This is a genomic window from Gilliamella sp. B14384G12, from assembly GCF_016101825.1.
GTDB lineage: Bacteria > Pseudomonadota > Gammaproteobacteria > Enterobacterales > Orbaceae > Gilliamella > Gilliamella apicola_N.
The window spans coordinates 149,583-168,142 of sequence record NZ_JACFPU010000003.1; the positions used below are offsets into that span (position 1 = coordinate 149,583).

At 36.1% G+C, this 18,560-nt stretch carries 20 protein-coding genes; 19 read left to right on the forward strand and 1 reads right to left on the reverse strand.

The window, feature by feature from the left end; all coding sequences use genetic code 11:
- Positions 1–114: 114 nt before the first annotated feature.
- The 19 genes from H3S73_RS05065 to H3S73_RS05155 all read left to right on the forward strand — a co-directional run bounded on the left by H3S73_RS05065 (position 115) and on the right by H3S73_RS05155 (position 16,062).
- Positions 115–753, forward strand: coding sequence for a phage baseplate assembly protein V (locus H3S73_RS05065; protein WP_198229057.1), 639 nt, complete (start codon positions 115–117; stop codon positions 751–753).
- On the forward strand, positions 750–1,103 hold the full coding sequence (locus tag H3S73_RS05070) for a GPW/gp25 family protein (RefSeq protein ID WP_086359666.1): 354 nt from the start codon (positions 750–752) through the stop codon (positions 1,101–1,103). The genes H3S73_RS05065 and H3S73_RS05070 overlap by 4 nt, the downstream gene beginning before the upstream one ends.
- Positions 1,091–2,002 carry a baseplate J/gp47 family protein gene (locus H3S73_RS05075; RefSeq protein ID WP_198229058.1) on the forward strand — a complete coding sequence of 304 codons (912 nt, stop codon included), beginning with the start codon at positions 1,091–1,093 and terminating at the stop codon, positions 2,000–2,002. The genes H3S73_RS05070 and H3S73_RS05075 overlap by 13 nt, the downstream gene beginning before the upstream one ends.
- Complete coding sequence (locus H3S73_RS05080; protein WP_144092996.1) at positions 1,992–2,597, forward strand: phage tail protein I; 606 nt, start codon at positions 1,992–1,994, stop codon at positions 2,595–2,597. The genes H3S73_RS05075 and H3S73_RS05080 overlap by 11 nt, the downstream gene beginning before the upstream one ends.
- Complete coding sequence (locus H3S73_RS05085; RefSeq protein WP_198229060.1) at positions 2,594–4,213, forward strand: phage tail protein; 1,620 nt, start codon at positions 2,594–2,596, stop codon at positions 4,211–4,213. Before H3S73_RS05080 ends, H3S73_RS05085 begins: the two co-directional genes overlap by 4 nt.
- Positions 4,214–4,227: 14 nt before the next feature.
- Positions 4,228–4,833 carry a tail fiber assembly protein gene (locus H3S73_RS05090; protein ID WP_198229061.1) on the forward strand — a complete coding sequence of 202 codons (606 nt, stop codon included), beginning with the start codon at positions 4,228–4,230 and terminating at the stop codon, positions 4,831–4,833.
- Positions 4,834–5,153: 320 nt separating this feature from the next.
- Positions 5,154–6,488, forward strand: a complete 1,335-nt coding sequence (locus H3S73_RS05095) for a phage tail protein (RefSeq protein WP_198236000.1) — start codon at positions 5,154–5,156, stop codon at positions 6,486–6,488.
- A 14-nt stretch (positions 6,489–6,502) separates the two neighbouring features.
- Positions 6,503–7,111: a tail fiber assembly protein gene (locus H3S73_RS05100; RefSeq protein ID WP_198236001.1), complete on the forward strand. Its 609-nt coding sequence runs from the start codon at positions 6,503–6,505 to the stop codon at positions 7,109–7,111.
- A gap of 211 nt (positions 7,112–7,322) precedes the next feature.
- Complete coding sequence (locus H3S73_RS05105; RefSeq protein ID WP_198236002.1) at positions 7,323–8,498, forward strand: phage tail sheath protein; 1,176 nt, start codon at positions 7,323–7,325, stop codon at positions 8,496–8,498.
- A gap of 13 nt (positions 8,499–8,511) precedes the next feature.
- Positions 8,512–9,024: a phage major tail tube protein gene (locus tag H3S73_RS05110; protein WP_086326490.1), complete on the forward strand. Its 513-nt coding sequence runs from the start codon at positions 8,512–8,514 to the stop codon at positions 9,022–9,024.
- A gap of 65 nt (positions 9,025–9,089) precedes the next feature.
- Entirely contained in the window at positions 9,090–9,389 is a 300-nt protein-coding gene (locus H3S73_RS05115; RefSeq protein WP_144093005.1) for a phage tail assembly protein, read from the forward strand.
- An 8-nt stretch (positions 9,390–9,397) separates the two neighbouring features.
- A complete protein-coding gene (locus H3S73_RS05120; protein ID WP_086326492.1) occupies positions 9,398–9,520 on the forward strand; it encodes a GpE family phage tail protein in 123 nt (40 codons plus the stop codon).
- A gap of 143 nt (positions 9,521–9,663) precedes the next feature.
- A complete protein-coding gene (locus H3S73_RS05125) occupies positions 9,664–11,997 on the forward strand; it encodes a phage tail tape measure protein (RefSeq protein ID WP_198236003.1) in 2,334 nt (777 codons plus the stop codon).
- 1 nt (position 11,998) lies between these two features.
- The gene (locus H3S73_RS05130) at positions 11,999–12,427 is read left to right on the forward strand and encodes a phage tail protein (RefSeq protein ID WP_198236004.1); all 429 of its coding nucleotides are present in this window, start codon (positions 11,999–12,001) and stop codon (positions 12,425–12,427) included.
- A 7-nt stretch (positions 12,428–12,434) separates the two neighbouring features.
- Positions 12,435–13,571, forward strand: a complete 1,137-nt coding sequence (locus H3S73_RS05135) for a contractile injection system protein, VgrG/Pvc8 family (RefSeq protein WP_198236005.1) — start codon at positions 12,435–12,437, stop codon at positions 13,569–13,571.
- Positions 13,572–13,813: 242 nt separating this feature from the next.
- Positions 13,814–14,032: an ogr/Delta-like zinc finger family protein gene (locus H3S73_RS13985; RefSeq protein ID WP_080692454.1), complete on the forward strand. Its 219-nt coding sequence runs from the start codon at positions 13,814–13,816 to the stop codon at positions 14,030–14,032.
- A gap of 546 nt (positions 14,033–14,578) precedes the next feature.
- Complete coding sequence (locus H3S73_RS05145) at positions 14,579–14,899, forward strand: hypothetical protein (RefSeq protein ID WP_198236006.1); 321 nt, start codon at positions 14,579–14,581, stop codon at positions 14,897–14,899.
- Positions 14,896–15,582: a hypothetical protein gene (locus H3S73_RS05150; protein ID WP_198236007.1), complete on the forward strand. Its 687-nt coding sequence runs from the start codon at positions 14,896–14,898 to the stop codon at positions 15,580–15,582. The genes H3S73_RS05145 and H3S73_RS05150 overlap by 4 nt, the downstream gene beginning before the upstream one ends.
- Positions 15,583–15,606: 24 nt before the next feature.
- On the forward strand, positions 15,607–16,062 hold the full coding sequence (locus H3S73_RS05155; RefSeq protein WP_198236008.1) for a hypothetical protein: 456 nt from the start codon (positions 15,607–15,609) through the stop codon (positions 16,060–16,062).
- 210 nt (positions 16,063–16,272) lie between these two features.
- On the opposite strand, the gene H3S73_RS05160 is transcribed toward H3S73_RS05155, so the two are convergent.
- Positions 16,273–18,501: a prophage tail fiber N-terminal domain-containing protein gene (locus H3S73_RS05160; RefSeq protein WP_198236009.1), complete on the reverse strand. Its 2,229-nt coding sequence runs from the start codon at positions 18,499–18,501 to the stop codon at positions 16,273–16,275.
- Between the last annotated feature and the right edge of the window lie 59 nt (positions 18,502–18,560).

An 18,560-nucleotide genomic window follows, 5' to 3' on the forward strand; every position in this document is an offset into this window, starting at 1 on the left:
TAAATCATTTCAAATAAACCATAAATCTTAGTTAACTCACTGAAAATTTGTAACCCCTATCACTACAACCAAGCTTGCTTTATTTTTACTTGATAAAATTTCATCATAGTCGTTATGAAAAATTATCATCCCGCCGACTTAGTCGACATTCTACGAAAAATTGAAAACCTGATTCGCCCTGGTGTTATTTATCAAACCAATGGCGATCGGGTTAAAGTCCGTACTGGTGAATTAATTACAACATGGTTACCTTGGTTTAGTCATCGTGCGGGAAAAAGTCGCACATGGTGGCGCCCATCGGTAGGTGAACAAGTATTTATTTTAAGCCCTAATGGTAATCTTTCGTTAGGTTGCGTATTACCTAGCATTTATTGTGATACAAATCCTGCTCCAGCTAAATCTGATGATGGTTATATTGTGACATTCCCTGATGGTGCATCATTTGAATATGAACCTGAAACTAGTCAACTAACTATCAAAGGTATCAAAACCGCTGTGATTGAGGCCAGTGAACAAATAACCGCTAAAGCAGGTAGCAAAATTCAACTTGATACTCCATTAGTGGAGTGCAGTGATCATGTAACATTCAAATCATTTAGTGCTAGTGGTGGTGGAGCTAAAGGAAATACAGGCACATTAACTGGAAACGTCATTCATCAACAAGGTCAATTATCATCAAACGGTATTGTATTAGATTCTCACATCCACATTGGCGTTAAAGCTGGTGGTGATTCAACAGGAAAACCGCAATGAGTTACATAGGTATGAACAGCAAAACAGGGCGAACGATTAACGATATGGATCATATCAACCAATCGATTAAAGACATTCTTACGACACCGATTGGTTCCAGAATTGAGCGTCGTAGTTATGGTTCTTTACTGTTTTTACTTTTAGATAATCCAAATACAGAAGCAACAAAATTACGAGTGATTTCGGCAACGGTATTGGCACTTGCTCAATGGGAACCGAGAATAAAACTTGATGCTGTCGACGTATTTCCTGATAAAGAAAAATTAACCTTACAAATAACTGGTTCCCGAATAGACAAACCAAACCAAACATTTACTAGCGAAATCGAGGTAGCAACATGGCCACATTAACTGATCTTTCAAAATTACCCTCCCCAAATGTGATTGAATCATTAGATTTTGAGGAGATTTTTAATCGTCGCAAAGCTAAATTTCTTTCACTTTATAGTGCTCAAGATCAGGAAGAAGTTGCTAAAACATTACAATTTGAAAGTGAGCCGATTGTAAAGTTATTACAAGAAAGCAGCTATTACGAACTGCTTTTACGGCAACGAATAAACGAAGCATCACAAGCTCTTATGATTGCTCACGCTAAAGATCAGGATTTAGATAATTTAGGAGCAAATTTTAATGTTCATCGTTTAACCATTCAAGCTGAAGATAATAGTGTCGTTCCAGCTATTAAAGAGATCAAAGAAGCTGATAGTGATTTTAGAGTGCGAATTCAATCTGCATTTGAAGGCTTATCAGTCGCTGGCCCTCGAGCTGCTTATGAATTTTTTGCTCGAAGTGCTGATGGACGAGTATTAGATGCCGCAGCTGAAAGTCCATCACCAGCTTGTGTTACATTAGCAATATTATCACGCGATAATAATGGTGTTGCCTCAGATGAACTGATTGAAATCGTTAAAAAAGCAGTTAATCAAGACGATCGCCGTCCTATTGCTGATAGGGTAACCGTTAAATCGGTAGAATTAATTAACTATCAAATCAAAGCTAAACTTTACTTATATCCAGGACCAGAATCAGAGCCGATTAAAAAAACGGCCATGAATAATTTACAAGCTTATATTAGCGAAAAACATCGAATTGGACGAAGAATCAGTCGCAGTGCAATTATTTCAGCATTACATGTTGTTGGTGTACAGCGTGTTGAACTTCAAGAGCCTGCACAAGATATTATCATCAGCCGTGAGCAAGCTAGCTATTGTTCAAACTATCAGATTGAGGTAGCAGGTTATGGCGAATAAAACGCTACTCCCCCCTACTGCTACCAAACTTGAAAAAAATCTTTCACAAGCGATTGCTTGTGAGCCACCAATTCCACTACGTTCACTTTGGGATCCACAAACTTGTCCATATGAATTACTGCCTTATTTAGCATGGCAATATAGCGTAGACCGTTGGGATGAAGAATGGTCTGAGCAGATCAAACGAAAAGTCATTGCTGAAGCATTTGAAATTCATAAACTCAAAGGTACTAAAGAAGCAATTCGCCGTGCTGTCGAGCCATTTGGTTTTTTAATCAAAATTAGTGAATGGTGGCAAAACAATCAAACTCCAGGTTCTTTTACACTGGAAATTGGCGTATCAGATACTGGCATAACCGAAGAATATTATAACGAACTTAGTCGTATAATTGATGATGTGAAACCCGTATCTCGTCAATTATCAAATTTGGCGATTCAATTAGTCTCTAAAGGCTCCCTAACCATCGGTGTCAGTGGTTATGATGGTAATACATTAGCTATCTATCCTTATATCGCTGAAAAAGTAATAACGCAATCTGAAAGCCATTTTGGTGCAACTATTCATTTAATCGATACAATGAGCATAATACCATGAATCAAATCTACTATACAATCTTAACTAAACGAGGGGCGGCATTGTTAGCCAATGCTACCGCACTGGGCGTACCACTTAAAATAACTCAAATGGCAGTTGGAGATGGCAACGGTAAAATACCAAAACCGGATGAAAGCCAAACCAAATTAGTGCACGAAGTTAGACGTGCAGCTATCAACACACTATTTGTCGATAAAGAAAACCCCAATCAAATTATTGCAGAGCAAGTTATACCCGAGTCTGATGGCGGCTGGTTTATTCATGAAATTGGTTTGTTTGATGATAAAGGTAATCTAATCGCCGTAGGTAACTGCCCTGCTACCTATAAACCTAAATTAGCTGAAGGCAGTGGCCGAACACAAGTGATTAGAATGGTTATTATTGTAGACAATACCCAATCTATTCAATTAAAAATCGATCCGGCAGTGGTATTAGCTACCCGAGAATACGTTGATGATTTAATTACCGCAAAGATGACGATTCATGAAAAATCAATCAATCACCCAAATGCCACCACTAAATCTAAAGGTTTTGTACAATTAAATTCGGCAATTAATTCTAATATTGAAAACCAAGCCGCAACACCATTAGCTGTTAAAAAAGCCTATGATTTAGCAAACGGGGCGTTAAAAAAATCCGGCGACACAATGAGCGGTCAATTAATTTTGTCAGAACTCGGAATAAAACATAGATATAGTGACAGTGAAAATGTGATGGTATCGAGAACGAGCGGCGATGATTACGCACATGTATTCTATGATGCAAATAAAAAACAATGGAAGAGCAAATTAGTATATAACTCGACAAAAAACTCGTGGAGTTTTCAATCTATTGATGATGTCGTAATTAATGGTAAGTCAGTGCTAAAAACTGGAGATTACGGAATCGGCTCATTAACTGGCGCTCCAACTAGTAATCCAAATGATCGGTTACCAAGCGGTTGGTATGCAACTCAAACGTCTGATTTTCCAGATTTGTCCAGAAATGATTCAGCCACATTAGCTGTTTACGGTAGTTCACATAAAAACTTTTACGTTGAACAATTATTCGTTGTTGCATCAAAAACACCTAAAATATTTAACCGCTGCGCAACAATAGATGGTAAACAACAATGGTATGAAACTATCACAACATCCAACATTAACAACTATATCCCCGTTGGAATTCCTCAACCGTGGCCTAGTAACAATCTACCTTCTGGCTGGCTGGAGTGCAATGGTTCGGCTTTCGATAAAAATCAATTTCCAAAACTAGCAGTTGCATATCCTAATGGCTTCCTACCAGATTTACGCGGTTTATTTATTCGCGGTAAAGATAACGGACGTGGATTAGATCCCGATAGAGATATTTTAAGTTATCAGGACGATGCAATTCGGAACATTTGGGGTTCAGTGTATGGTTCGAATAATCCCGATCATGGTTTTCTAGGTGATTTAGTTAATGCTAATGGGACATTTAGATTAAATGGAGTAGGTAAAAAGAAAGGATTACCAAATGAGGGCGTCACTGCTTGGGGTTGTGAAGAGCTGATATTTGATCCGTCGATATCCTCCCCTGTAGCTCATGAAAACCGACCGCGTAATATCGCATTTACATATATAGTAAAAGCTGAATAATTAGGAGAAAAATAATGAAATATCAATTAAAACCAGAATCAGCAGTATTGGACAATAATGGTTTAACTCAATCAGCAGGCTGGGCAATTATTTATAATGTTGACGCTAAAGGTGAATTTTTACAAGCAACCTATCAATATTTACCAATTGGTGTTGGCTTACCGGCTAATGCTTATTTAGAATCGCCAAAAAGTGTTAAAGACAATCAAGCAATCATTCACGATGGACAACAATGGACCTATCCTACAGATTTACGTGGCACTAAGATTTATTCAATTGAAACAGGTGCAGAAACCACCCTTCAAGAGTTAGGTGAAATTCCTGATGGTTATACTGATTTAAAACCAGCAAGTGAATTTGATAGCTGGGATGGGGAAAAATGGCAATTTGATAAAAATAAACAGCATCAATGTGAAGTCAATCAAGCTTCAACCAAGAAAAATCAACTTCTCGCTGAAGCAACTACGCAAATCAGTTATTTACAAGATGCCGTTGATTCACAAATTGCCAGTGAACAAGAAGCGCAATTACTCGTTGAATGGAAAAAATATCGAGTGTTAGTAAATCGCATTGATATCGAACAAGCACCTAATATCGAATGGCCAAAACAACCTAAATAACTTTGATAGATAAACAAAAAACCTTAGTAATTTTGAAGTGACCCCATAAAGTTGGACACTTCAATTTTGACTAAGGTTTTTTATTCACATCTTATATTTCTAGCGATTGGTTGTTTTAGCTGTTTGTAATGATTTTTTTTACAAATCCTTCCATTAACTAATTTTTTTAGACTGTGTCACTATCTTTAGCAAGCCATTTTATAAAATGCAAATCCAATGAACTTTATAAAGTATTCATAAACTAGATATTTAAAACAAACACAATCAGCTCATTCGATCGTCTTATTAGCGATTCGAATTTTTATTTATAGGATAAAAATATGGGTCAAAAATTTTATACGTTACTTACTCAACAAGGGGCAGCATTACTAGCAAATGCTACTGCTTTAGGTATTCCACTCAAATTAAGTAAGATGGCTGTTGGTGATGCAAATGGTAATCCGACAACACCAGATGCTAGTCAAACCAAATTAGTTCACGAAGTGTATCAAGCACCACTTAATTCATTAAACACTGATGAAAAAAATCCTAATCAAATTATCGCTGAATTAGTTATTCCTGAAAATCAAGGCGGTTGGTTTATTAATGAAATCGGCTTATATGATAAAGATGATAATTTAGTTGCTGTCGGTAATTGCCCTGCCACCTATAAACCAAAATTATCTGAAGGCAGTGGTCGCACACAAGTCATACGAATGATTATTGTGGTTGATAATGTTAATGCTGTTGCTCTTAAAATTGATCCATCGGTGGTATTAGCCACCCGTCAATATGTGGACGATTTAATTACCAGCAAAATAGTAAATCATGAAAAATCAACTAATCACCCAAATGCGACTACTACATCAAAAGGTTTTGTGCAATTAAATTCAGCTACTGATTCAACAATTGAAAATCAAGCTGCAACTCCCAAAGCAGTTCGAGATACTTATGAATATGCAAGATTTTCCGACATAAAAGCTCAGTCTGCATATGATCATGCAAGCGCAGCACATAAACGAATTGATCCAATTGCAGATAAATTTCATTGCGACCTATATGAATCTCGCATCTATTCAGAAGATAAACGATTTTGCTTACTTATACGTAATGATGGTTTAGCTGCTGGATATAATGTCAATGAAAATAAAGTAATGTGGTACTTTCAAAAAGATGGGGCTTTAAATGCAAAAATATCAGTGAGTAATATTTTTGATTTAGAAAACTTTATTGGTGATAAAACAATCCCTGTTGGAATCCCTCAACCATGGCCTAGTAACAACCTACCTTCTGGCTGGCTAGAGTGCAATGGTTCGGCTTTCGATAAAAATCAATTTCCAAAACTGGCTGCCGCATACTCTCAAGGTTTTTTGCCTGACTTACGAGGTGAATTTATTAGAGGATGGGATAACTTTAGAGGTGTCGATCCAGAACGTGAATTGCTGAGTTGGGAAACCGATGCCATCAGGAATATATATGGAGAGTTTAAAACAGCTGCTAATCCTGAATATGCTAGTGGGGTTTTTAATACAATTCCAGCAAATACTCGTCATATAAGAAGTAGTTTAGATCCTAACAATGCAACAATTGTTTTTAATGCTTCAAGTGTTGTACCTGTTGCACATGAAAACCGACCACGCAATATCGCATTTATGTATATAGTTAAAGCAGAATAAATAGGAGAAAAATAATGAAATATCAATTAAAACCAGAATCAGCAGTATTAGATAATAATGGTTTAACTCAATCAGCAGGCTGGGCAATTATTTATAATGTTGACGCTAAAGGTGAATTTTTACAAGCAACCTATCAATATTTACCAATTGGTGTTGGCTTACCGGCTAATGCTTATTTAGAATCGCCAAAAAGTGTTAAAGACAATCAAGCAATCATTCACGATGGACAACAATGGACCTATCCTACAGATTTACGTGGCACTAAGATTTATTCAATTGAAACAGGTGCAGAAACCACCCTTCAAGAGTTAGGTGAAATTCCTGATGGTTATACTGATTTAAAACCTGCAAGTGAATTTGATAGCTGGGATGGGGAAAAATGGCAATTTGATAAAAATAAACAGCTTCAATATGAAATCAATCAAGCTTCAACCAAGAAAAATCAACTTCTCGCTGAAGCAACTACGCAAATCAGTTATTTACAAGATGCTGTTGATTCACAAATTGCCAGTGAACAAGAAGCGCAATTACTCGTTGAATGGAAAAAATATCGAGTGTTAGTAAATCGCATTGATATCAAACAAGCACCTAATATCGAATGGCCAGAAAATCCAAATAACTAATTTTGATATCAATCACTGTCATTTACTAATACGATTTAGCATAGTAAATGGCAGTTTTTATGTCTGATATATACATCTTATAAAGTAAATATTTTCACTATAAATTGTAGTAATTTCCACTACAAATCCAATCACTAACTCCTTTGTATTAAATATGTAAATATTGATAAGTACATTAACTTTATGATATGTAAACCACAACGGAGAACTTATGGCTAACGACTATCATCACGGCGTCCGAGTCATCGAAATCAATGAAGGTTCACGCTCTATCAGAACAGTATCAACTGCTGTTATTGGTATTGTTTGTACTGGCGATGATGCCGATGCGACGCATTTTCCACTTAACACTCCTGTCTTAATTACAAATGTCAATACCGCAATCGGTAAAGCTGGCTCGACGGGAACACTTAAATCAACACTAGAAGCAATTGCAGATCAATGTTCGCCTGTTATTGTTGCAGTTCGTGTTGAAAAAGGTGCAACTATTGAAGAAACTGAAGCAAATATCATTGGTACCACGACTGAAGATGGCAAATATACCGGTATGAAAGCACTGCTTTCAGCACAAACTCAGTTAAAAGTAAAACCACGTATATTAGGTGTGCCTGGTTATGACTCATTACCTGTTGCTACCGCACTAATCTCATTAGCACAAAAATTACGTGCCTTTTGTTATGTTTCAGCTCATGGTGCTAAAACTAAAGAGCAAGCCGTACTTTATCGCGATAAATTAGGTGCTCGTGAAGCTATGGTAATTTGGCCAGATTTTGTCGGCTTTGACACCACACAAAAACAAAATGTCACTTTAGCTGCAACGGCTAGAGCTTTAGGACTACGTGCCCAAATTGACCAAAAAGTTGGTTGGCATAAAACATTATCAAATGTTCCTGTCAATGGTGTCACAGGTATTTCTAACGATGTCTTTTGGGATTTGCAAGAAGAAAGCTCTGACTCAAATTACTTAAACGAACACGATGTAACTACCCTAATTTGCAATCAAGGCTATCGCTTCTGGGGATCTCGTACTTGTTCTGCTGATACATTATTTGCGTTTGAAAACTACACTCGTACAGCACAAGTATTAGCTGACACTATTGCTGAAGCACAATTCCAATTAGTTGACGCACCAATGCATGCCTCTTTAATTAAAGACTTAGTTGAATCAATTAATAATAAATTCCGTGAACTAAAATCTAACGGCTACATTATTGATGGTAAAGCATGGTTTGATCCTGAAGCTAATACAGCAGACATTCTAAAAGCTGGCAAATTATATATTGATTATGATTATACACCAGTCCCACCACTTGAAAATCTTATGTTACGCCAACGCATTACCGATAAATATTTGGTTGAGCTGGCTAATTCTGTCGCCACTAACTAAGGAGAACAATTAAATGGCTCTACCTAAAAAACTCAAATACTTCAATGTCTATGTCAACGGGACATCTTTTGCTGGTGAAGTTGAATCATTCACACCACCCAAATTAACCAGAAAATTTGAAAACTATCGTGGTGCAGGTATGCCTGGTAGCGTGCCAATCGACATGGGATATGAAGATGACGCATTAAATGTTGAATGGACAATCGGTGGGTTAGCTCACGAAGTGCTTAAACAGCATGGAGGCTTACTCAATGGTGTTACATTACGTTTTGCTGGTGCTTACCAAAAAGATGATAGTGAAGATTTTGTTAAAGTCGAAATCATCGTTAATGGGCGCCACAAAGAACAAGATCGTGGTGAACTAAAACAAGGTGAAAGCAACTCGACTAAAATCACTACACAATGTACATACTATAAAGAGATCATCAACAACGAAGAAATTACTGAAATCGACCTTATCAACATGATCGACAAAGTAAACGGTGAAGATCGTCTATCCAAAGCACGCAGTGCCATTGGACTATAACCATTAATTTAAAACTAATCATTTAAATTAAAAAGCCCGCGAGGGCTTCTTACGAGAGAAAACAAATGACTAACAGCAAAAAAATTACGTTAAAAACTGGACTAAAATCAGGTAAAACAACCATAAACGAAATTACTGTCCGCAAACCTTTAACCGGTGATTTACGTGGCGTTAAATTAATCGAATTTATTGATTTAGATATCGACTCTTTAGCAAAAGTACTACCACGCATTACCACTCCATCAATTGCTGAACATGAAGTATTTAATTTAGATTTAATTGACTTATCAGAGATCACTAAAGAGGTAATTAATTTTTTGTCCCAGAACTCGAACGATGCCAACAAGGAATCCCCAACCGAGTAGAGGAGGCAATGGCAGATATTGCGCTAATCTTTCACTGGCAACCATCTGCCATGGATGAATTAAACTTATCTGAACTTATGGAATGGCGAGAGCATGCTCGCGTCAGAAACGGTACCAATAATTCTGAATAATCATTAAGAAAATTATCAAAAATAAAAGGTACCGTTTGACAGCATTGATTTTTTGAATAATTTAAAAAAACGAATCAATACACAATTAATGCACTCAACATAAACATCATTAATCAAAATCAGAGAAACAGAGTTAATTAATTATGTCCAAAAAATCCAAGAAAAAACCAAATCAAAAAAATAAAATATCTGGAGCTAACAATACGAATAAGCCTAGATCAAATACAAAGTCTTCTGAAACTAGTCAGTCAAAAAAAGTTAATACACAGGCTAATACGGAAACTACTGACAAAAATTCAGATGACAAAGAAAAAAAAAGCTCGCCAAGTAAAAAGATAAAAGAAATTGGCACAAATCTTGGCAAACCAATATTGTATCAAGTTGAGTCCTTTATTGAACTTGATCAAGCCATGAATAAAATTGCAAGGCAATTTAAAGGGCTTTATGACCTAGAAGGCAAACCGACTGAATTATTTGGCAGTATGAAAGAGCAAATTCAATCACTAAGTCAACAAATACCGACAGCTAGAGGAGCATTAGATATTGCTGAACAAGTAGAATCTAATGCCAAATTAGGTATAACCAAACAAAGCGATCCAATAAGTGAACAACAAAAAAAACTGCTAAACTTTACCAAAATCACGGCAATGTCAGCCAACGCGTTTGGTTTACCAGCTAAAGAATTAGCAACAGATATGAGTGAAATTGCCAAACTATTTAATATTCCGATAGAAAATATTGAAAACTTAGCCGACACAATTAATTATCTAAGTGACAACACCGATGTTAATGCAGCTAATATCATTAGTTCGTTAAAAGGTATGGATGATATTGCTGATAAACTCGATTTCAAACAAGTTATGGCATTAAATTCAACGTTCTTAAACCTGAATATAAAACCAGATGGTGCGATTGCTGCCACCAATGCTATCGTCAATAGTTTATCAAAAGCCACAACGCAATCAGAGCAATTCCAACAAACATTACAGTCAATTGGATTCGATGCCAGTAAAATAGAACAAGACATGTCAATTGAAGCCATTGACACAATACAAAAAGTACTGACAACTATTAAACAACAGAATACTACCCAACAAACAGAAATTCTTAGTAAGTTATTTGGTAGTGAACAAGCCCAAAATACGGGCAAACTTACCAATAATTTGCCTTTACTTACTCAACAACAATCAGTAATTAATGATCCAAATGCAATGGGTTCTTTACAAATAAAAGCAGATATTGACAGTAAAAGTTTTGCGTCACAATTTCAATTATTAAAAGCCACATTTAATAACCTCTTAAGTTCGATGGGCGGTTCCATGCAAGGAGTAATAGTTGGAGCAATGCCATGGTTAACAGATCTCATGGCAAATACTCAGCAATGGGTAAATAACCACCCTACTTTTGTCGCGACCTTTATGGAAATAATTTCAATCACCTCTATGGCAAGTACAGCATTAGGCGCATTAGGAGAAATTCCGATTAAAACTTTAACGAGTGCATTTAAAGGTTTAGGCACTGTTATCTCGACAGTTGGTCGAGCATTTTTACTCAATCCTATTGGGATTGTCGTTATGGCAATTGCCGCTGCTGCTCTTGTAATAAGAAAATATTGGGAACCAATTAGTGCCTTTTTCAGTGGTTTTTGGGAAGGATTGACTAATGAAATAAAGCCAATCATTGATACTTTTTCATTCTTAGGTCCGGTATTTAGCGCTATAGGTGATGCAATAGGCGGAGTGATTAATTGGTTTAGTCAATTATTATCGCCAATCAAATTAACTAATGAAGAGTTTGAAAGTTGTAAATCGGCAGGAGTATCTTTTGGTTCAATTGTTGGTAGCATCATTATGGCACCAATCAAACTATTTGAAACACTCTTTGAAGTAGTGAGTAATGTTTGGGATCTTATTATGTCATTACCTGACAAAATAAAAGAACTACCTGACAAAATAGGACAAATTTTTACTGGTGAAAATGGATTATTCAATAAGTTTTTAAAAATTGGCGGCGATATTATAGACGGCCTAACAAATGGTATCAAAAATGCATGGAACGGGTTAAAAGATAGCATATCAGATGTTGCTAGTAATATATGTAGTTGGTTCAAATCAAAACTAGGAATTAATTCACCATCAAAAGTCTTTAAAGAGTTTGGTATTAACACTATTGAAGGCTATCAACTTGGGATCGATGGAACACAAGACGTTGCGCTAGACTCAATGAGTAAGTTTGCTAACAAAGTCACAACAAATGCGCCACACATGCCATTAAATACCATGAATAATAGAACAGATCCTATTGCCAATTCGGGGATTAGTAATATTCAAGGAGGAACATCACAATACTATATCACCATCAATGCAGCTCCTGGCATGAATGAACAAGAGTTAGTTAGAGCTATCACTCAAGAACTGGATCGTCGAGAGCAACAACAACTATTTCAAATTAAAAGCAGCTTAAGGGATATCTACTAAAATGATGATGTGTTACGGATTTTTTGTTTTCAGCTTAAAAACATTACCCTACAAAAGTATGAAAGTAAACAAAAGTTGGAGCTGGGCTAGTAATAATAGAGTTAATAAACGCTCAGCATTACAGTTTACAGGACCTAATAACGAAACAATAAACCTATCTGGTTCAGTATATAGTGAAATAACTCATGGTAGAGTCAGCCTTGAAGTTCTAGAACGTATGGCTTATTTATCAGTACCAATGCCACTAATTGAAGGGGATGGTGTACCACTTGGTTTCTTTGTTTTAAATAGTGTAGAAAAAACTTACACCGAACTAGATCGCCACGGTTCTCCAAGAAAAATCGATTTCACAATAAACCTAACTAAAGTTGATATTCCAGACTTCTTTGGTGAAGGCGCCATCAAAGATATTATTGATATTATTATATAGGTACAACATGGCAAGCCCTTTCTTTAAAATTTTATTATTAGATGATAATAATAAACAAGACATTACTAAAAAGTTTGATAATCGTCTAATATCAATGACATTTGTCGATAATAATGGATTTCAAGCAGATACAATAACTTTAGTTATTGATGATTCCGATCAAAAAGTTAATTTACCCAAAAAAGGGGTTAAATTAGAAATTACGCTTGGATGGAGTGCTGATAACAAAAGAACTACGATGGACAACCAAGAAGAGGTAATCTTTGAAGCAAATATAAAAAATGTTTTTACCATTACTCAAGTCACGCATTCTGGAACACCTGATATCATCACTATTCAAGGTACTAGTGCCAATCTATCGGGAGAAATAATAAGTGTTAATCGTGAAGAATCTTATGATAGTATTACTTTAGGTAATTTAATCGCTACTATTGCTAAACGCAATAATTTAACTTATCGCTATGATAAAGAAATAGGTTCAAAATATATTCCACATATTGACCAGACCCGAGAATCAGACAGTTCTTTTCTTACACGGTTAATTGATGAGTATGGTGGTGGGATCACCGTTAAAAATGATATCTTGATCGTCTTCAATAAAGGGCTAGGAATAACCGTAAATGGCAAGACAATTCCTCCTGCGAAAATTAAAAGAGAATCAGGAAACTCACACTCTTATACAATTAGTAATCGTAATCAATATGCTGGTGTGCAAACATTCTGGTATAATTACAAAAACCCAACTAAAGAACCACAAAAAATTATCTATAAAGAACAATTAGATAAGAGTTCTGTTTATTATGAAGGTTCTAAAGATAAAATCAAAGTTTTAAGAAATATCTTTGCAAATAAAGAAAGCGCTATAGAAGCTGCTAAAAGTGAAATGAAAAAAATTCAACGTGGTACAGCATTTTTTAAACTTAAACTTGCCTTAGGTCGTCCGGATTTATTTACTGAAATGCCTGTTGAAGTTACTGGTTTCAAACCAGAAATAAACTCAACCCAATGGACCATTGCTAAATGTACACATTCATTAAGTAAACAATCAGGATTTACAACTGAAGTTGAATTGGAAATAAAACCCCAAGAACAAAGTTACGAAAATATACTCCCAACCAAAAAGCCTAAAGGCACAGTAAAATAACCTTAACAAGATTGGGTGAATAATTTTAAACCTATGTAAATGATGGCTCATCACAAAGAGTCATCAACTTAATCAAAAAACTCATTAAAAATGATAGCTAATCAAGCTATAGTTCATCTAAACTTTACGGCCATTTAATCAAAAGCAATGTAAAATTAAATAAAAAGTAAAATAAAAAAACACTAGACTTAAGTTTAAATTAATGTAAAATTAATTTAGGCTTAATAAAAGAGGTTTGTCACATGAAATGTCCACATTGTCGAAATAAAACATTTATAAGATCGAGTGAAGAAATTAGTAACTTAACCCGCAAACAGTATTACCAATGCTCCAACATATTTTGCGGACATACTTTCACTGCAATGCAATCCATATCTGAAACTATTGTACCAAGCGCAATCCCAGATCCAAAAGTTAACATACCAATATCGCCATACAGCCGACACGCCAAAAAAGCCTAAAACATTACCAGGTTGAATCATAAATCAATCTGGTCCCCTATTCCTAGCACAACTATCTACTATCTACTATTATACAAGATAAAAAGATTAAATTAGAAAAATATCAACCGCCATTTTATCGCCAAAGTCCAAAATCACACGATTAACTAAATATTATAAAAGGAAGTAACTAATTGAATTTAAATATCTTTAATGGTGGCCCCTACTGGACTTGAACCAGTGACCAATCGATTATGAGTCGCTTTTATGGCTTTATTGAATTAAATTTAAATTATTAAAAAACAAACAATTAAAGAGGTTAGCCGCCCTTATTGCTGTATATTTGTTCACTATTTTTTACAGATTTTTACAGATTTTACGGCACAAATGTGTCACACGCCTAATACTACCCCACTATACACTACCCCCCAAAACCCACTCTAACAATTCACTCATTTATTACCTCAAATTTAATTAAATAAAAATAGCACAAAATGTTAAAAATAACGCTTTACACGACCAATGGTCGGGTGGTATTATTTACACATACCACACGGAGGAAATAAAATGGCAAAATACGAATTAAGAAAATTACACTATAATACCTACCTAAGTAAAGATGAATATTATGGAGAACATCTAGACTTCAACACGTTTGCAGAACTAAAGGATTTCATAATTAAAAATAAAAATTCTGAAATGGTTTGGTTCGGTCATGTCTATAAAAATGACGAATATCTATTTAGCCCGGAGTCAATTTTTGACTATATAGAGGATGCAAAATACTGGCAGAGCCAATACGTACGAACTAAACCACTAGGGCTAAAATCATTATTAGAATATACTGAAAATCAATTCAGTATAAAATATAGGAATAATTCATTATGATAGATAATAAATTATTAATGGATTTTGAAAAAATCCTTCCACGTCGGCACATACACACAGCGACCTCACTGGAGGAGGTCTTAATCGACCAAGACACATTAAATTTTTTTAATAAGCACAATCTAACGTTCGATGCACCTATAGACGTACTAAAAGCGGGATGTATATTGGGATTATTTAAGGAGTGCTTAAAATTAGAAATTCACCTGATCGAGGGTGAAACTATTTCTAGTGCGCTCGGTATAATTAGTGACCAGCACGATACTAAATTCGCACGATATGAGAATTGGATTGAATCCGAAACGTTACACGATTTTTACAAAAACGCATTGCCAATACTAAAAACGATAAAATTACATAAATTAAAAATTAACGCATTCACAATAGTGAATGATGTTGCCATGAAACAATCACAACTAGACGGTGAGGATCACAATAAAAGACCTCTCGACCGTTTCAAGGTTCGCGAGGGTATGCTATTCATTCAGGAGCACCCATTTTCGGAAAAAAAAATAACACCTAAAATGGTAATAGAGGCAAGAAAAACTGCAAACCTAACCCAAAAACAGAGCGCAGAATTAGTATGCGTGGACGAACGCACATGGCAGCGGTGGGAGTCGGGGGATCGAGCGATGAGTAAAGCGGTTTACAAATTATATTTAATTGAGACAAAACAAATTTAATAAATATAAATGGAGAGAAATAAAATGACTAACAATAACACCATAATAGATAATAATTTGCTGATTGAATTTATTGAAAATTGCTCTATAAAAGGCAATTTTACCAATCTAGAAAAGGCACTGTGTAATAAGGATGTTATACTATTTTTGGAAAAAAATAGATTTATTTCAACTAAAAACGGACTCGAACACACAGAAAACGCATTAGAAATGGCATGTATACTCGGTTTAATTAAAAACTGTGTAAAATTAAAAATTCACTCAATTGACGGAAAAAATATCACTGACACGCTACCTATAGACCAACAACAGGCGAGTGTAGGATTTGGAAAATTTGAGCGGTGGAATAAATCGGAATCATTAGAACAATTCTACGAGAATACAATACCGCTACTAGAATTAATTAAATCACACAATTTAAAAATAAACGCGTTAACAATAGTTGACGATGTAGCCAAACAGTTAAAAAAATTGAATTAGTTAATATATTAGTTTATTATGATAAGCGTTCCCTGTGCAAACAGGGTTAAACCAATAGCAAGGAATAATTAACTAAAGTTCCCTGTGTAAACAGGGATTGTCCATCCTATAATCTCGTCAATATAGCGAGGTTTAGTAATCAAAAATGATTGCACACCGATTCAATCCATCACTAGATAGTTATTAATTGAATCGGTAGTGCGTTGTTATTTAGTTATCAGTATAAAAAACCTCAAATTTACTAATTTCCACCAGCATATCCGCAGATTTATTCGCTGGCTGGAATCGGTGTATATTGCCTACCACACCTGCTAGCGGTGGAATATGATCCACACCGTCCCACGAGATTGATTTTGCCAATTTGTCAGCGTGGTAAATATCGATAACTGGAGATCCATTTTTGTTAAAATAGGATTTGATCATCACTCGATAAACGCCATCATCATCGGATTTAACTGCTGCGCTCTCTCCCTGTTGCTCAAAATTAACCTCACCTGTCGCTGTGTTATATCGGTGTTTGTAGATTGACAACGAACCTGAAAAACCGTACAGCATGATACCTGCAACCTCGTCCTTTTTCCGTCCGTTTCCCTGAACCAAAAAAATACCTGTGCCCGCAGAGAATTTGCCCTCTAAACAAATATTTGTGGTTTTATCCGTATTAAATAACTGCACCACATTTTGACCGTATGGGTCGTACACGTCTGGCGAGAACGTTAATGAGACGGATTTTGCGGACTCGGTAGCAGGAGCAGTCACCGTTTTGTGATCTCGAAACGTACCCGTTTTTTGTAGTAAATTTTTACAAACAGTTTTGCCCTGATAATTTGCTACAAAATCAAAATGACCACACAAAAACGCCGACGATTGATCACTATCTCCAATTAATTGAATTCGATTTAGACCGTATTGCAATTGTCCAACATAGAACGGAGCGTCGCACACACTGTAATCATTGAATTTTTTGCCTTTAAACCCTGCTGTTTTGGTATAGTTATCACCAGTCAACATATCCGTGATTTTAATAGTCGCGTTACCTGCGTCACTCAATAATCTACGATAGACAATTGACGCGTCTAGATGCTCACACCAAACCCAAATATCGAGAATAGGTTTATTCCGACAGTCAACCCGATCTTTGGACGCAACATAAATATTAATGCCTGGTCGAGTATTGCTGCTGACAGAAACGTCTTTATTTGTGACTATGGAGTTAGCTCGCGGGTCTTGGAAAAATGCCATTTCATACGGGTTATTTTTGTTAATTTTCACTATACGGTTATAGAATACGCTGGCTATCCAACACGCCTGAAACGCGTGCCCTAAATCGCCCCAGTGAGTCAAATCTGGTTGTAATTTAGTGTAATTATACCCGTTTGTATTTTGCGCCACCCACTGTTTAACCGCTGTATTTAAATCCAGATATTGTATGTTTCGGGTTTTTGCAATATATTGTTTGACTCCATTAATTTGATGCAAAAGTTGCAGTTTGTCCCTACCTGATTCTGTGCCGTTTGCTCGAACCACGTTACAGGATAGCAGAATAGGCAACGCACCAAACTCGATTATTGTATCGATTAATCGATTTGTTTCCCGCAACGTGTCCCCTAAAATATCGTTTTTGTTATAGGTCGAATCATTAATACCAAACCCAATCAATACAATATCTGGAACGCCGTAGAATTTGTTATCTATAACACACGTTTTATAGTTGTTGGCCGCCCAGCCGTTATCGATCCGCTGACCAGAAAATCCAGCATTATGAACATGGATTTTGTTATTGTTAAACATTTCACGCAATATTCGCTGAGCCTGAGCTGGCCATGCGTTAGGGGCGTTTAGATTATGATTTGTGCCTGCAACGTTACGTTGCCAACTTGAGGTCGTGTTTCCGTCTGTGGTTGAATCACCGTAACCAACAATATGAACTTCAACCCCAGCTGCCATTTTTGCCACTAAATCGTTTAGCCTGCCGTCGTTGTCCAGTTCTGCCCGTAAATTACTCCCGTGATGCCCAATGAGCGCACTGCCGTTAGTGTTAGATAGCTCGTCTAGTTTAGACGTGTCAACTGTTGCTGCAGATTCGCGAGCCTCTTCTGCAGATTTTTTTGCCTCATCACGAGCTTCTAAAACCTGTTTCAAAAATTCGGGCATTGAATCACTGCCAGACGGATTAATTAAATAATCGTTTAACGTTCCGTCGGGCGAATCATTGTATACAGTGATACTGTTTAGATGGTTTTTAGGATAACCCTCTACTGTCAACACAACGTCGTATTCGCACGGTTGTAAATCTAATGAATAATTCCCGTCTATGACACCAATTTTAATATACGTGTCTCCGATTACATTAGCGGTAGTGCGTTTAGCGCGCAGTGTTAGTGTACCGTTAATAGGATTGCCTAGTGCGTCCTGTAAAACGCCTGAAATAATGGTCATGTGTTACCTCATGTGGATTTTAGACATAAAAAAACCGCCACTAGGGCGGTTGTTAGTTT

Bases quoted from the DNA above. Each gene is read 5' to 3' on its own strand.
- H3S73_RS13985 (WP_080692454.1), top strand. From the start codon at position 13,814: ATGAAATGTCCACATTGTCGAAATAAAACATTTATAAGATCGAGTGAA.
- H3S73_RS05075 (WP_198229058.1), top strand. From the start codon at position 1,091: ATGGCCACATTAACTGATCTTTCAAAATTACCCTCCCCAAATGTGATT.
- H3S73_RS05125 (WP_198236003.1), top strand. From the start codon at position 9,664: ATGTCCAAAAAATCCAAGAAAAAACCAAATCAAAAAAATAAAATATCT.
- H3S73_RS05100 (WP_198236001.1), top strand. From the start codon at position 6,503: ATGAAATATCAATTAAAACCAGAATCAGCAGTATTAGATAATAATGGT.
- H3S73_RS05105 (WP_198236002.1), top strand. From the start codon at position 7,323: ATGGCTAACGACTATCATCACGGCGTCCGAGTCATCGAAATCAATGAA.
- H3S73_RS05150 (WP_198236007.1), top strand. From the start codon at position 14,896: ATGATAGATAATAAATTATTAATGGATTTTGAAAAAATCCTTCCACGT.
- H3S73_RS05160 (WP_198236009.1), bottom strand. From the start codon at position 18,501: ATGACCATTATTTCAGGCGTTTTACAGGACGCACTAGGCAATCCTATT.
- H3S73_RS05155 (WP_198236008.1), top strand. From the start codon at position 15,607: ATGACTAACAATAACACCATAATAGATAATAATTTGCTGATTGAATTT.
- H3S73_RS05110 (WP_086326490.1), top strand. From the start codon at position 8,512: ATGGCTCTACCTAAAAAACTCAAATACTTCAATGTCTATGTCAACGGG.
- H3S73_RS05065 (WP_198229057.1), top strand. From the start codon at position 115: ATGAAAAATTATCATCCCGCCGACTTAGTCGACATTCTACGAAAAATT.
- H3S73_RS05085 (WP_198229060.1), top strand. From the start codon at position 2,594: ATGAATCAAATCTACTATACAATCTTAACTAAACGAGGGGCGGCATTG.
- H3S73_RS05080 (WP_144092996.1), top strand. From the start codon at position 1,992: ATGGCGAATAAAACGCTACTCCCCCCTACTGCTACCAAACTTGAAAAA.
- H3S73_RS05095 (WP_198236000.1), top strand. From the start codon at position 5,154: ATGGGTCAAAAATTTTATACGTTACTTACTCAACAAGGGGCAGCATTA.
- H3S73_RS05120 (WP_086326492.1), top strand. From the start codon at position 9,398: ATGGCAGATATTGCGCTAATCTTTCACTGGCAACCATCTGCCATGGAT.
- H3S73_RS05145 (WP_198236006.1), top strand. From the start codon at position 14,579: ATGGCAAAATACGAATTAAGAAAATTACACTATAATACCTACCTAAGT.
- H3S73_RS05135 (WP_198236005.1), top strand. From the start codon at position 12,435: ATGGCAAGCCCTTTCTTTAAAATTTTATTATTAGATGATAATAATAAA.
- H3S73_RS05130 (WP_198236004.1), top strand. From the start codon at position 11,999: ATGATGATGTGTTACGGATTTTTTGTTTTCAGCTTAAAAACATTACCC.
- H3S73_RS05115 (WP_144093005.1), top strand. From the start codon at position 9,090: ATGACTAACAGCAAAAAAATTACGTTAAAAACTGGACTAAAATCAGGT.
- H3S73_RS05070 (WP_086359666.1), top strand. From the start codon at position 750: ATGAGTTACATAGGTATGAACAGCAAAACAGGGCGAACGATTAACGAT.
- H3S73_RS05090 (WP_198229061.1), top strand. From the start codon at position 4,228: ATGAAATATCAATTAAAACCAGAATCAGCAGTATTGGACAATAATGGT.